The sequence below is a fragment of the Enterococcus sp. C50 genome, assembly GCF_040887505.1.
Lineage (GTDB): Bacteria > Bacillota > Bacilli > Lactobacillales > Enterococcaceae > Enterococcus_B > Enterococcus_B thailandicus.
Genome location: NZ_JBFOFW010000003.1, coordinates 233946 through 247703, shown reverse-complemented (window position 1 = coordinate 247703; position 13758 = coordinate 233946). Strand labels below are relative to the sequence as shown.

Below are 13758 nucleotides of genomic sequence, written 5' to 3'. Positions count from 1 at the left end.
GCGACACCCTACTTTTCAATAAATTTAAATTTTGACCAAGGATGAATAAATGGCAATAAAATAAGCTCTTCTTCACGAATTGTTCCTACTTTATTTTTTCTTGAATCACTATGAGGCTCTAAAACGACTTGAAGTTCATTTTTGTATTTGCCAAATTGATCATTGCCAATCACAACGTCACCCACTTGAAATTCAAAACTTGCATCATGGACAGGATTGTCTACATTTTTATATTTTTTTCGTACTTCAGTTGAACGAATCACTTGGTTGGTAATATCTCCACGACGAACATGTTGCTCATTCAATACGATTTGACGCTCTACTTCATTTACTTCTGGTACAAATTCAATCGCAAAAACAGTTTGATAACGATCAATCTTGCCTAAAGCTTCTAGCTCTTCTTCTGAAGCATATGCATTTCCGATAATAACGTCATCAATCAAGTCTGTCGCAAATAAATGTTTTGCAGCAACATCAACAGGTAAATGGCGATGCATTTCTAATGTTGGTAACCCATCGTTGATGTCCCAAGGGCCAATTTCTCCAACTTGTGAAGTAATGAATGCCGCTGTGCGAATACCTTGACGTTTAAAACGTTGGCTACATTTTTCAAAAAATTCAAAAGGTAAAGCCGTGCCTTCTTGGGGATAAAAATTATGACAACCATATAAAAATGGTGTATTTGCTTGATAAGTCAAAATGTTATCTAAGTAAGCAACATCATTACTCATATTTAATTCGATTGCTAATTCATAAGGATTGTATGTTAGCATTGCTTCCTTATTTCCATCAAAACCTAAATCTAAACGAATGCCATCCGCACCTAATTCGTGGAAAAAACTCAAATCATCATACGAAATGCCAAGCTGTTCAAAAATCGTTGGTGCAACATCTAAAATCGTTTCGTAACCAAGTGATTTGGCGAAAAAAATCAAATTTTTGAATTTTTCTTTGACAACTTCACTATCTTCATTGATTTCTAACATACTCATAAAAATTCGACGGAAACCATAACGATGTGCCAGTTCGATATAAGCACGATCTGTCTCACTATCACTGTGGTCTGGATAAACTGAAATACCTAAAACTCTCTTCATACTTCTTCTCCTCGTTCCATTTTTTCAAATTTTTTTCGGTACTTATAAGCAATACTTGTGGCAAAAAGAATGGTCACAATTCCTACAAGTTGGTGTAAACCAGCAAAAAGTCCACTCAAAATAATCACAGTTGAAATACCAATGATTGCAATAACTAGAAAATAACGTAATTTCATCTGCTCCATTTTTGGAGGTAATCCTCTTTTTTCCAAATAAGTATGTGCTGCAATTAACACAACTATGCCAACGATCAGTTCCATTTTTTCACCACCATTCACTTTTACTGATTCAATTCAATAAAGGGCAGGACTGCATCCCGCCCTTCGTTGTTTATTGTTCTTGCGTGATCCCAGTATTCAATACTTCTTGTGTTGCTTGTTCTTGTGCCTGTTCTTCAGCTTCTCTTGCTAGCTGTTGTTTTTCAAATACTTTAAAGAATGGATAGTAAATTCCTAACGTAATGAAGAAGTTCACCACAACTAAGATTCCTGCGGCTACGCTCCAATTCGTGCTCATCCAAGCAGCGATTGGTGCAGGCATTGCAAATGGTAAGCGTGCGACCATCATCGGTACAACTCCGCTGATTGTTAAGACATAAGATAAAGTTGTTGTAATCAACGGTGCTACGATAAATGGAATACCTAAAACAGGATTCATCACGATTGGAGCCCCGAAAATCACTGGTTCATTGATGTTAAATAAGCCAGGGAGAATGGATAATCGTCCTAAACTCTTCAAATATTTTGATTTTGAGAACATGAACAACACAACTAAAGCAAGGGTTGTTCCAGCGCCACCAATCCAAATGAACCATTGTAAAAATTGTTCTGTGAAAATATTTGGCATGTTTTGTGCACTTGCTCCAGCATTGAATGCATCAATGTTTTCAGCAATTGAAATATCCCAAAACGGACGGATAACTGGTCCCATGATTGCTGGCCCATGAATCCCTAAAACCCAGAAGAAGCAGATTAAGAAAACAGTTAGTAAACCACCAAACAAGCTATTTCCAGCTAAAATCCCTTTTAGAGGCATCAAAATTTGACTTAAGAATCCATTCAAATCGAATCCTAGCATATGACGAATAACCCAGAAGAAAATCAAGATTACTGCACCTGGGATCAAAGCGACAAATGAATTGGTAACTTCAGGTGGCACGCCATCTGGCATTTTGATGGTAATTTTCTTTTCAATAAAAAAGCGATAAATTTCTACAGAAATAATTGCAGTTACGATTGCACCAAATAATGACCCTGAACCTAAATTAGCAATATTGATATAGCGTCCTGCACCAATCACGTTATCCACATCTTCAAATACACGTGTTGGTGGTGCTGCAACGATCAAAAATGACATTAATGCTAAAATTCCGGCTGTTAATGAATCGACTTTGTAGCTTTTTGCTAATGATGAAGCAATCCCGAAAGTTGCATATAATGCTAAGATCCCAACGGTGTAACGAAATGGAATATCTAAAATTTCTCGGTATGGTTCAATCACTGCAGCAACTGATTCAATCGGAATATTTAACAAAATAGTGAAAAATGAACCAACAATCGTTAATGGCATTGTTGCGATGATTCCCTTTCTGATTGCAGTCATGTGTCGCTGTGTTCCAATTCGATTGGCTACTGGCATAATCTTTTGCTCAATAATGCCTACAAATTTATCCATGTTGCTCCCCCTCTAGTTCCTTTTGTTGTTATAACATTATAATGTTTACACAAAGAGAATAACACATATTTTTTATAATGTAAACGCTTTTTAAAATACAAAAAAGAAAAAGTGGAATCATTGTCCTCCCACTTTTTCTTTTTGATGTACCTTCTTACTTTTCGGTTCAGCTTCCTTACGTTTCATAGTCAATATGATAAGGATGTAAAGCCGTGTGATAGATAGCTTCTGAATACTCAACTAGCTGACCGTCTTCTGTCAATGAACGTCTGATTCGTTTCATTCCTAGCGGTTCAGTTGTTTTCAAGATTGCTTGTTCTTCTTTGCTTAAAAATACCGCAGAAAAATCATCCGAAAATTGATCAATTGCATAACCTTTTTGCGTTAACAAACGATATAAAGATTCTTGATGGAACATTTTTTCCTCTAGCTCAGTAACTGCTTTTGGCAAATAATGCACAAAATAAATATATGGCTTTTCGTTGAGATAATACAATCGCTTAAATCGTACCGCTTGATTTCCAAAAGAAGAAAATAATGGATCTTCTTCTGCCAAATCAATTGGGGTAAGCTCTAAAGTTTCTTTGCGTACTTCATGTTGTGAGTTTTCTAAAATTTGCGTAAAACTTGCTGCTTTAGATAAACGATTATATGGACGATTACTTAAAACCGTTGTGCCACGCCCACTTTTCTTTTCCACATATTCATCAGAAGCTAATAATTCAATTGCCTTACGCACAGTGATTTTACTTACCTGAAACATTTCTTCTAATTCATTTTCCGTCGGTAGCATGGAACCTACAGGATATTTTCCAGAGAAAATATCTGCTTTAATTTTATCTGCAACTTCTAAGTATAATACCCGCGTTCTCTTCATAGTTTCACCCTTTATTTTACTCTTAGTAAAAGAATAGCACATAAAAAATAAAATACAAAAAGAAGAACATAAAAGCCTGGGATTGAATAGATCTCCCAGACTTCTTTATTGTATATACAACAGTGATACCGTTTTTCTTTTTGAGTAATTTCGCGATTTTAGGAAAAATTTTTATCAATTAGCGTTGAGTGTTTGTATCACAATTTCTATCTGCGGTGTTCAAGAGTCAACTCCCAACTTTCTAAAAACATGAAAAGCCATTTTGAGTGTCAGCTCACTATCTTTTCAGAGCAAAGCGTTTTGCGCCACAACCTTTTTCACGGTGTTCCCCAAGCAGCTCCTCGAAATAATTCATAACTGTCCAAAAATATGGAAAGCTATTTTTGTCAGTTACTCTTTATTTTTTCGAAGCTGACCGCTTGGAGCCACAACCTTTTTCACAACCTTATGCTCTTTCACCATTCGTCTTAATAACTTCTTTATACCAATCAAATGATTTTTTCTTTGAACGGTTCAATGTACCAGCACCATTATCATCCAAATCAACATAGATGAATCCATAACGCTTGCTCATTTCACCAGTAGAAGCACTCACTAAATCAATACAACCCCACGGCGTATAGCCCATCAAGTCAACACCATCTGCCACCGCATCCGCCATTGCATCAATATGTCGACGTAAATAATCAATTCGATAATCATCAGCAATTGTTCCATCTGGCTTTACTTCATCAATTGCACCTAAGCCATTTTCTACAATAAATAGTGGTTTTTCATAACGATTATATAATTCGTTCAATGCAATTCGAAGGCCATCTGGATCAATTTGCCAACCCCACTCACTTGCTTCTAAGAATGGATTTTTGACCCCGCCTAATAAATTACCAATTGATGTATCTGCTTCTGGACTAACTTCATCAACCGCGCTAGACATGTAGTAGCTAAAGCCAATGTAATCTACAGGATAACTTTTCAACAACTCAAAGTCTTCAGCTGTTTGTTCTAGAAGGCTCGCATCCACGCCATATTTTGCATAAGTTCGAGCGGTATATGCAGGGTATTCACCACGAACTTGCACATCCGTACAAAAGAAATTAAATTCTTGATTTTGGATCATTGTTGCAACCTGATTCACTGGGTTGGCATCAATACTATAAGTGGTCGCATAAATAATCATGCATCCAACTTCAATATCTGAACGTAATTCATGCGCAATCTTCACTGCTTTACTGCTAGCAACAAATTGATTGTGCCACGCCTGAAAAATATTTTGATAATCTGCTGCCCCATTGCTTTGGACTAAGCCTTGGCTTAAAGCAGGAAAATGGAAAGCTGAATTGATTTCATTGAACGTCATCCAGTATTTTACTTTTTCGTGGTAACGAGTCAACACTGTTTCTGCGAATCGTTCATAAAACGTAATCAATTCGCGGTTTTTCCAGCCACCATATTTTTTAGCTAAGTTCAACGGCATTTCATAATGAGAAATCGTAATCACAGGCTCAATACCATATTTCAAACATTCATCAATCAACTGATCGTAAAAGCGTAAACCTGCTTCATTTGGCGTCAACTCGTCTCCTTGAGGAAAAATTCGTGACCAAGCAATTGAGAAACGATAACATTTAAAGTTCATTTCAGCAAATAAAGCAATGTCTTCTTTAAAACGGTCATAATGTTCGATTCCTCGGTGATTTGGATAAATATATGTTTCTTCATCAATTGTCCAGTCAAAGTCCTCACTACCGATAATCGCAAATCGTTGCTTTCCACCCGGCATTGCATCGGCAACGGATAAACCTTTGCCATCACGATCAAATGCACCTTCTAATTGATTGGCCGCTGTTGCGCCTCCCCATAAAAACTCTTTTGAAAAACGTGTTGTCATCACTTATATCCTCCTAGTGTCTTTATTTTACGATTGCTAGAAAATCTTCATTCGAGATAATTTCTTTTTGATCTAGTTCTAAAACATCAGCAAATTGATCGGTATTCGTAATTACAATTGGTGTCACGGTACTGTAACCCGCAGCATGAATTGCCTCAATATCAAATTTTACTAACAGGTCACCCGCTTTCACTTGGTCCCCTTGTTTTACGACCGTTTCAAAACCAGTACCATTTAATTCCACCGTATCCATTCCAATATGCATCAAGATTTCAATACCATCCGTTGTTGTTAAACCAACTGCGTGACCCGTTGGGAAAATCGTAGTAATTTCACCATCTGCTGGTGCAACAAGTTCCCCTTTTTCTGGCTCAATTGCGATTCCTTTTCCCATCGCACCAGATGAAAAGACTTGATCGGCCACTTCACTTAATAGTAACACTTTTCCTGTCAATGGGCTCTTTAGATTATGACGACCAGAAGAAAGTGTTTCTCCTGCTGTGGCTTTCTTCTTTGTTTCTTCTGCAGGATCTTCAAATCCAACCAATAAAGTTCCTACAAAGGCAAGAATGAAAGAAATTCCTGTCGCAATGATTGCCATCGTTACATTGGACTCTACACCATCAATTGTACTGATGAACGACGGGATCGTTAGCAAGCTGACTAATCCACTAGCAAAAGATTTTACGCCTGCAAAACCGATCAAGGCACCACCAATCCCACCAGAAACACAAGCTACGATAAACGGTTTTTTCAATGGTAATGTTACCCCATATACAGTTGGTTCTGTAATCCCAAATAACGCAGTAATTGTGGATGAAATACCTAACGAACGTAATTTACTATCTTTCGAACGAACTGCAACAGCTAATGCTGCACCCCCTTGTGCTAAAACAGCTGGTAATAGCATTGGCATCAAAATATCATAACCAAATTGATCAAGGTTCAAGAACATAATTGGGACAAATCCCCAATGCATTCCAAACATAACAAACACTTGCCAAAAGCTTCCCATAATCAAACCAGCGACAATTGGACTAAAGTCATAAATTGAGTTGAACAAGCTACCTAACGCATTCCCAGCAATTGTTCCAATTGGTCCTAAAGCTAAGAAAACCAAAGGAACCATGACTACTAAAATAATTAAAGGAACCAAAATCATTTGTAAAAATTGTGGAATAATTTTTTTTACAAGTGGTTCAAACTTACTTTGGACCCAAACAGCCAAAAGAATTGGAATAACAGAAGAAGTATAACCAGATGGCGATAAAATAACTGATATCCCAAAGAAATCTAATGCTGTTCCAGCACCAGCTGCTGCCGTGATTGCTGGATAAACCAGTGCCATTGCAATAGCTACTGCTAAAAATTGATTCGTTTTAAATTTCTTAGCTGCTGTAAAAGCCAACATTACTGGTAAAAATGTGAATACGCCATCAGCCGCTGCAAACAAAATCTGATAAGCCCCACTATCTGCAGCTAGCCAGCCAAGAACAGTTGCCAAAGATAGAAATCCTTTTAAAACCCCCGCTGCTGCCATTGCACCTAAAAATGGTGTAAAAATACTTGAGATGATATCAATAAACTTACTTAACAAATTACCTGATTTTTCTTCCTCTGTTGGTTGATCCGCCAAGCCTTCTTCATCCACAATTGCTTGATAGACATCAGCCACATTACTGCCAATCACCACTTGATACTGACCGCCACTTTGAACAACCTGAATCACATCTGGATCACTCTTCAATTTTTCTGTGTCTGCAATAGATTCATCCTTTAATTTAAAACGTAATCGTGTTGCGCAATGAACCAGACTGTTGACATTTTTTTGCCCCCCAACTGCTTCCCATACACGTTTGCCAACTGCTTTGTTATCCATTTTTCTTCCTTCTTTCTACTAAATTTTGATAAAATAAAAAACCTAGATTGAAAAAACGGTCACGAGCTGCTTGCTCGTGTCCATATTTTCAATCTAGGTTTTGCCTGCCTGACAGTAACAACCCTTATGATTGGATCTGTTTTTCATTCACTACACGTTGAATGTGAATCGTCAAATAAATTTGTTCTGCAACTTCCATCTCTTGCTGCTGCGTATGAACTAAATAATCATTAATTCGTTGCACACAACGAAAGGCTTGTGGGTATTTTCCCTGAACTAACGCGTAAAGAAACTCATCTTTTTCGTCAGAATTCTCACCTTTTAGGTAACGCTGTGCAAAAAATTGTAGATGTGTGATAATTCGTTGATAATTCAATGATTCTTCATCAAAAACGACACCGAAAAATTTACTAATAATACTCAAGATATCACGTACCATGGTTGTCGCAGTCATTGTCACTTGCATATCACCATTTCCTTGCTGGCTATTCACAAAATGAAAAGCGATAAATCCAGCTTCATCTTCAGGAAATTCAATAGCAGTCTTTTCTTCAAGAAAATGCAAGGCTTCTTTAGCAATCTGATACTCTTTAGGATAAAACTTTTTTGTTTCAAATAATAACGGATTTGGCAATTGAATTTTTTCTTTTGCTCGTCCAATTGCATAATGAACGTGATCCGTTAGTGTTAAATAAATATTTGGTGAAAAGTTCACAGCTAATTTTTCTTCCGCTAAATCAACGATTTGCTTTACTAGCTCGACTTCCTCAGAGGGAATGTCAGCCATCAGCTGTTGAAATTGGTTTCTTGAAAAAGAATCCTTGAGTACAAACTCTTTTTGGATTGCTTCAGGTGAAATCGAATCGCCGGGCTTCTTTTGAAACGCCAGTCCTTTACCCATGTAGACAATTTCTTCACCTAATTCATTTTTCGAAATGACGACATTATTATTCAACACTTTTTCAATAATCATCTCGTCTTCCCCTTTCCAAAAAATAAAAAAAACCTAGAATTCGCCTGTAAATCCTCAGCTGAATTCTGGTTTTGCCTGCTAAGCAGTAACAATCCATTTCTTAACTGAATTTATGATAACACTTTCTTTTCTTCTTTGCAACCCCTTCCAAGTTTTTTTATTTTTTGTTTTGGCTTTCTTCTATTGTTAACTGTTGACAACTATTAAAATAAAAAAACTGAGAACCTTTAGTTCTCAGTTTCTAGGCCTTTCTATTCTCCAGCAGCGCTCACACTTTTTATGAAATTTCGTACTAAAAAGTTTTTGTTTCTAAGTTAAAGGCTTGTTTCATTTCATCTGTTGCATCTTTTATCGGTGTTACTTTTTCTAATGCGCCTTGTACAACTAAGCGAGTTACTGCATTATTATCTCCACAAGTAATCAGGGTCACGATTTCTTTACCGTCCACTACATCTAATAACTCAGTTTCTGTTGGTGCTACTTTTTCTTTGAAAAAAGCTTTATACGTGTACACATTCTCTAAATCAGTCAAATAGATTGTAGCACCCATTGATAGATTTTCTAAAGGAGTGAACAATAGCTCTGGATTGGTTGAGCGGTGACTAGCCAGCGCATAATTTCCTTTTCCCATTTGTTGATCAGGTGATAAAGTTCCTGCACCATACAATAACGCTGTATTTGAAAGTCCCTTAAAAATTGGTAAGTTGATTGATACAGATGGAACTGCGACACTAGCAATCACTGGCAGATCCTTACTTTCAGAACTGGCCTCTGCTCGAATCACACGTTCAGAACTCATTGGTTCAACTGCATCAAAATCAAACGTTGTTTCTCGTTCGTTGTTTTTTTGCAAATCTTCTTTAGTTACATTAGCTATCGCGTATTGATCACCAGTATTCTTAACAAAAAAATCTTTGATTTGTTCATTAAAAATTAAAGCAATTCCTACTAGTAAGAGTAACAGCAAAAGTAAATTCATTAGCCAACGTCTCACGCGTTTTCCTTTTTTCTCTTTATTCGTGTTGTTGTCAGTCGCCATTGTACGACCTCCTCTTTCCACACCATATTTTCTTCATTTTAATGGATGTCCCTACTTCTGTCTATCATTCAAGCGTAACTTACTACTCATTTGTTTTAGAGTTCCGTGTATTTTTCGCGCTTTCCTATACTCTTTTCGACAGGATATTTTCTATTATTTTTGATTAACTTTTCTTCAATGATTTCATCCAAATCGAAATCAAGATTATCCGCTAACATGTACGAATAGATTAAAACATCTGCTAGCTCTTCCTTAATTCGTTCTACCTGATTTGTCGTAACTTCCTCAGGTTGCTTCCATTGAAAAAGTTCCAGTAGTTCTGAAGCTTCCAAAGAAATCGAAATCGCTAAATCTTTTTCGTTATGAAATTGTCGCCAATTCCGATCATCACGAAATTTATTTACTTTTTCCATACTGTTCATTTGTCGGGCCTACTTTCTTTTTATCACTAAGTTTTTTAGTAGACAGTCTTTGATAATTGGTCTTCATATTCTTGATGCCATTTTTCGCTGACTTGTCTTGTTCCTGGTTCAAAAAAAACTGTTTCTGTTCCAACTTCATTTGCTTTTTGATAATACCATTTCTTCCAACGTAAAAAAGCCAAATTAGCTTCTAATACTTGAATTTTTGCTTCTAAAATCGTTTCTTGTTCAACAATAAAGGCATAGCGATCAGGTAGAGTCCCATCACCTTGCATACACCATTCCATAAATGTTGCAATATCTTTTACTGGAATAGCCGATTTTTTTAAACACTCAATGACATTCAAGTAACCTAAATCATCCTCGGTAAATACACGTCGCCCCGCTGAATTTTTTTTCACGAATGGCAACAAGCCTTCTTTATCATAATAGCGTAAGGTGTCTGTTGATAATTGATACTTTTCAGCAATTTCGCCAATTGTATAAGTTTTCATTTTTCCTCCTTGACTTGGAGCTAACTCCAAGTTGTATACTACGTTTATCTTAACAGAAGAAAGCAGGAAATGAAATGAATAAACCCCTAATCGTGATTACTGGAGCAAGCTCAGGCTTTGGAGCAGAAATCGCCAAATTATTTAATAAAGAAAACTATCCCATGTTATTGCTAGGTCGTCGTACAGAAAAAATCTATTCCTTACCGCTTGATTTTGATCAAGTGCTTGTTGACTCTGTCGACGTGACTGATGAACAAGCTTTCAAAGCCAGTATTGCCGCAGCAGAAGAAAAGTTTGGAAAAACTGATTTATTAGTAAATAACGCTGGTGTGATGTTATTAGGTAATGTTCAATCACAATCTCCATCGGAATGGAAAACGATGATGGACACAAATGTTTTAGGTGTGTTAAATGGTATGCAAGCTGTACTAGCAGATATGGTTGAAAGAAAGCACGGTACAATCATCAACATGTCTTCATTAGCTGGACGTAAAACTTTTGTGAATCATGCCGCTTATGTTGCCTCAAAGTTTGGTGTTCACGGATTAAGCGAAACCATTCGCGAAGAAGTTTCAAAAGATAATGTTCGTGTAAGCTTAGTTGCCCCTGGCGCTGCCGAAACGGAATTATTAACTCATGTTACAGATACTGGTGCTTTGTCGGACTATCAAGCATGGAAAGAAACAATGGGCGGAATCACTCTTGATCCTGTCCACGTCGCAGAAGTGGTTAAATTTATTTATGATATGCCACAAGAAGTGAACATCAGAGAAATTGACATTGCAGCAACACGCCAAGATGGCTAATCATTCTGATACTAAAAAAGGTTGGAACAAATGGTTCCAACCTTTTTTCTATTTAAGGAGTAGCTCCTAAAAATAACATGCTACTCTTACCATCTATGAAAAGTTTTTGTCATCTCTGTTTGGTATTTTTGTCAGTTGTTCTTTCTCTTTTCGGAACTGAACGCTTGGAGTCACAGGTTAAGCCTTTTGCGCTACAACCTTTTCCCTCGGTGTTCCCAAAGCAACTTCTCGAAATAACTCTCAACTGGTCAAAAATATGAAAAGCTATTTTTTGTCAGTTGCTCTTTATTATTTCGAAGCTAAACGCTTGGAATCACAACCTTTTTTCTCGGTGTGCCCAAAACAACTCCTCCACATAGCTTTCATCCACTTCAAAACATGAGATGCTGTTTTGAGTAACTGCTTGCTATCTGTTCGGAGCTGAACGTTTTGCGCCACAACCTTTTCCTCAGTGTTCCCCAAGCAACTTCTTCGACAATAAGTCCACTTTTTCTAAAAATATGGGAGGCTATTTTTAGGAAAGTTTTCTTATTGCTTGAAGCTAAACACCTGGAGCCACAATCTTTCTCTCAGTGTTCAAGAAGTACCTCCTTCAAAATAAGCCCAAATTTCACAAAAATTTGAGGAACAATTTCTGGAAATTTACTCTTATTTATTGGAGCTGGGCACTTCTTTCACAACCTTTCTCTTAATAATTCAAATAACCGCCGTGCGTATGTAAAAGTTTGACTGACTTGCCTTCTTCTTGCTGCTTTTCAATTCGCTCCTCACCCCAAACAGACATTGCAACCAAAATCTCCCGTAGTGATTTTCCTTCTTCTGTTAATGAATATTCTACTTTAGGAGGCACTTGATTATAAATCTTTCGATGAACGATACCGTCTTGCTCTAACTCACGCAATTGTTGCGTTAACATTTTTTGAGTAATTGTAGGAATTTTTCGGCGTAGTTCACCCGTGCGAATAGCCCCATTTCCTAAATGGCAAAGAATAATTGGTTTCCATTTTCCGCCAATCACTTCTAAAGTTGCTTCAACACCAATATGATAAATTTTTTCCATTCACTTACTCTCCTCCAAAAAAGATACGCTCCAAATACTAGCACCTTCTATCAACTTTTGAAAGCAAAAAAACTTTTTTCAAAGATTATCAATTAATAATCAGCGTCTTAAATAAAAAATGAAAAATTTCTAATACTACAATAAAACGATTTTTTTCGCGTACTTACGCAAATGTTACAAAAAAGTACCTATTGCACTAAAAAGTAGGTACTTTCTACTTTCATAAATAAGGTCTATATTTTCTATTCGTCAGGTATCAAACTTTTAGGAGGAAAAAAATGAAAAATAAAATCTCACCCACGCTTACATTGATGGCATTAGTTATCAATGCCTTTGCCATTGGTTCAACTGAATTTATCAGTGTTGGCCTTATGCCTTTGATTGTAAATAGCTTTCACGTTAGCTTGGCACAAGCAGGACTGACTGTTTCCCTTTACGCAATTGGCGTTACTGTTGGCGCGCCACTCTTAACTATTTTAACTGGAAAATGGAATCGAAAATTTTTAATGATGATGATTATGTCTTTATTCATTGTTGGAAATCTATTTGCTGCATTCGCTGCAAGCTTTGCCATGTTACTAATTGGTCGTGTTATTTCTGCCCTAGCTCATGGTATTTTCATGTCCGTTTCAAGTGTCATTGCAGCAGATGTTGTTCAGCCACATAAACGTGCCAGTGCAATTGCCATCATGTTTACTGGATTAACCGTGGCTACCGTTACAGGTGTTCCATTAGGTACCTTCATCGGCCAACAGACCAATTGGCACATGACATTCATTTTTATTGCAGCTGTTGGTTTCATTGGGTTACTCGCCAATTTATTCTTGATTCCAAGTGGCTTACCTATCCCAGGGTCGGTAGACTTGAGAGGTATTCTAAGAATCTTTAAAAATAAATTTTTAGTTGGTTCCTTTTTGATCACTGCACTTGGTTATGGTGGTACTTTTGCTGCTTATACTTACCTAACGCCAATTTTGCAAGACAAAATTGGTTATTCTGCACATGCTGTCGTTATCTTATTAGTTATCTATGGACTAATGGTTGCCATTGGAAATACGATTGGTGGGCATTACTCTAACCGGCAACCTTTGAAAGCTTTAGGTGTTATGTTTGGTCTGTTAGTTCTTTCTCTACTTTTCCTATTTTTAACAATTTTGAGTGGAAATAAACTAGTAGCAACCGTTGCAACACTCGTCTTAGGACTCTTCTCTTTCATGAATGTTCCTGGGCTACAATTTTATGTCGTTCAACTAGCTGAAGGCTATACACCAAAAGATATTACTCTAGCTTCAGCATTTAATATTTCTGCATTTAATATCGGAATCGCATTCGGCTCGTTTGTCGGAGGACAAGTAACAAAAACTGTCGGCGTTGGTTACACGCCAATTTTCGGAGCAGGTATTGTCTTACTGGCTGTTTTTTTAGTTCTAAAATTGATTGCTGAAAATAAAAAAATAGAACAACTGTCTTTAACTGCACAGGAAATGAATCCTGAAAATTCAACTAGTGTCACAAAATAAAGAAGAGGACGAGCCTAAGACTCGTCCTC

Annotated in this window: 13 protein-coding genes; 2 read left to right on the top strand and 11 right to left on the bottom strand. The window is 36.9% G+C overall.

What is annotated here, in order from left to right; genetic code table 11:
* Positions 1 to 8 precede the first annotated feature (8 nt).
* From AB3I20_RS05970 to AB3I20_RS05925, 10 genes are all read right to left on the bottom strand, one after another.
* Positions 9 to 1097, bottom strand: coding sequence for a DUF871 domain-containing protein (locus AB3I20_RS05970; RefSeq protein ID WP_270608215.1), 1089 nt, complete (start codon positions 1095 to 1097; stop codon positions 9 to 11).
* Positions 1094 to 1357: a hypothetical protein gene (locus tag AB3I20_RS05965; protein ID WP_067482682.1), complete on the bottom strand. Its 264-nt coding sequence runs from the start codon at positions 1355 to 1357 to the stop codon at positions 1094 to 1096. The genes AB3I20_RS05970 and AB3I20_RS05965 overlap by 4 nt, the downstream gene beginning before the upstream one ends.
* 70 nt (positions 1358 to 1427) lie before the next feature.
* A complete protein-coding gene (locus AB3I20_RS05960; RefSeq protein ID WP_067482684.1) occupies positions 1428 to 2771 on the bottom strand; it encodes a PTS sugar transporter subunit IIC in 1344 nt (447 codons plus the stop codon).
* Positions 2772 to 2946: 175 nt separating this feature from the next.
* Entirely contained in the window at positions 2947 to 3648 is a 702-nt protein-coding gene (locus AB3I20_RS05955; RefSeq protein WP_067482686.1) for a GntR family transcriptional regulator, read from the bottom strand.
* 445 nt (positions 3649 to 4093) lie between these two features.
* A complete protein-coding gene (locus AB3I20_RS05950) occupies positions 4094 to 5536 on the bottom strand; it encodes a glycoside hydrolase family 1 protein (RefSeq protein ID WP_368027083.1) in 1443 nt (480 codons plus the stop codon).
* A 22-nt stretch (positions 5537 to 5558) separates the two neighbouring features.
* Positions 5559 to 7415 (bottom strand): beta-glucoside-specific PTS transporter subunit IIABC, encoded by a 1857-nt coding sequence (locus AB3I20_RS05945; protein ID WP_368027082.1) that lies wholly within the window; start codon positions 7413 to 7415, stop codon positions 5559 to 5561.
* 124 nt (positions 7416 to 7539) lie between these two features.
* Positions 7540 to 8388, bottom strand: coding sequence for a BglG family transcription antiterminator LicT (licT, locus tag AB3I20_RS05940; RefSeq protein ID WP_067482690.1), 849 nt, complete (start codon positions 8386 to 8388; stop codon positions 7540 to 7542).
* A 292-nt stretch (positions 8389 to 8680) separates the two neighbouring features.
* Positions 8681 to 9427, bottom strand: a complete 747-nt coding sequence (locus AB3I20_RS05935; protein WP_071869161.1) for a class A sortase — start codon at positions 9425 to 9427, stop codon at positions 8681 to 8683.
* 95 nt (positions 9428 to 9522) lie between these two features.
* Positions 9523 to 9849, bottom strand: coding sequence for a nucleotide pyrophosphohydrolase (locus tag AB3I20_RS05930; RefSeq protein WP_067482694.1), 327 nt, complete (start codon positions 9847 to 9849; stop codon positions 9523 to 9525).
* Between the two features lie 35 nt (positions 9850 to 9884).
* The gene (locus tag AB3I20_RS05925) at positions 9885 to 10343 is read right to left on the bottom strand and encodes a MerR family transcriptional regulator (RefSeq protein WP_067482696.1); all 459 of its coding nucleotides are present in this window, start codon (positions 10341 to 10343) and stop codon (positions 9885 to 9887) included.
* Positions 10344 to 10417: 74 nt separating this feature from the next.
* Between AB3I20_RS05925 and AB3I20_RS05920 the strand changes: the two genes are divergently transcribed.
* Positions 10418 to 11149 (top strand): SDR family oxidoreductase, encoded by a 732-nt coding sequence (locus AB3I20_RS05920; protein ID WP_071869162.1) that lies wholly within the window; start codon positions 10418 to 10420, stop codon positions 11147 to 11149.
* A 688-nt stretch (positions 11150 to 11837) separates the two neighbouring features.
* Here AB3I20_RS05920 and AB3I20_RS05915 read toward each other — a convergent pair.
* Complete coding sequence (locus AB3I20_RS05915) at positions 11838 to 12209, bottom strand: helix-turn-helix domain-containing protein (protein WP_067482702.1); 372 nt, start codon at positions 12207 to 12209, stop codon at positions 11838 to 11840.
* A 278-nt stretch (positions 12210 to 12487) separates the two neighbouring features.
* Between AB3I20_RS05915 and AB3I20_RS05910 the strand changes: the two genes are divergently transcribed.
* On the top strand, positions 12488 to 13729 hold the full coding sequence (locus AB3I20_RS05910) for an MFS transporter (protein ID WP_082294047.1): 1242 nt from the start codon (positions 12488 to 12490) through the stop codon (positions 13727 to 13729).
* Positions 13730 to 13758 lie beyond the last annotated feature (29 nt).

What these genes read in the sequence shown, in the direction of transcription:
- AB3I20_RS05970 (WP_270608215.1), bottom strand. Translation starts at nt 1,097, where the DNA reads ATGAAGAGAGTTTTAGGTATTTCAGTTTATCCAGACCACAGTGATAGT.
- AB3I20_RS05965 (WP_067482682.1), bottom strand. Translation starts at nt 1,357, where the DNA reads ATGGAACTGATCGTTGGCATAGTTGTGTTAATTGCAGCACATACTTAT.
- AB3I20_RS05960 (WP_067482684.1), bottom strand. Translation starts at nt 2,771, where the DNA reads ATGGATAAATTTGTAGGCATTATTGAGCAAAAGATTATGCCAGTAGCC.
- AB3I20_RS05955 (WP_067482686.1), bottom strand. Translation starts at nt 3,648, where the DNA reads ATGAAGAGAACGCGGGTATTATACTTAGAAGTTGCAGATAAAATTAAA.
- AB3I20_RS05950 (WP_368027083.1), bottom strand. Translation starts at nt 5,536, where the DNA reads ATGACAACACGTTTTTCAAAAGAGTTTTTATGGGGAGGCGCAACAGCG.
- AB3I20_RS05945 (WP_368027082.1), bottom strand. Translation starts at nt 7,415, where the DNA reads ATGGATAACAAAGCAGTTGGCAAACGTGTATGGGAAGCAGTTGGGGGG.
- licT (WP_067482690.1), bottom strand. Translation starts at nt 8,388, where the DNA reads ATGATTATTGAAAAAGTGTTGAATAATAATGTCGTCATTTCGAAAAAT.
- AB3I20_RS05935 (WP_071869161.1), bottom strand. Translation starts at nt 9,427, where the DNA reads ATGGCGACTGACAACAACACGAATAAAGAGAAAAAAGGAAAACGCGTG.
- AB3I20_RS05930 (WP_067482694.1), bottom strand. Translation starts at nt 9,849, where the DNA reads ATGAACAGTATGGAAAAAGTAAATAAATTTCGTGATGATCGGAATTGG.
- AB3I20_RS05925 (WP_067482696.1), bottom strand. Translation starts at nt 10,343, where the DNA reads ATGAAAACTTATACAATTGGCGAAATTGCTGAAAAGTATCAATTATCA.
- AB3I20_RS05920 (WP_071869162.1), top strand. Translation starts at nt 10,418, where the DNA reads ATGAATAAACCCCTAATCGTGATTACTGGAGCAAGCTCAGGCTTTGGA.
- AB3I20_RS05915 (WP_067482702.1), bottom strand. Translation starts at nt 12,209, where the DNA reads ATGGAAAAAATTTATCATATTGGTGTTGAAGCAACTTTAGAAGTGATT.
- AB3I20_RS05910 (WP_082294047.1), top strand. Translation starts at nt 12,488, where the DNA reads ATGAAAAATAAAATCTCACCCACGCTTACATTGATGGCATTAGTTATC.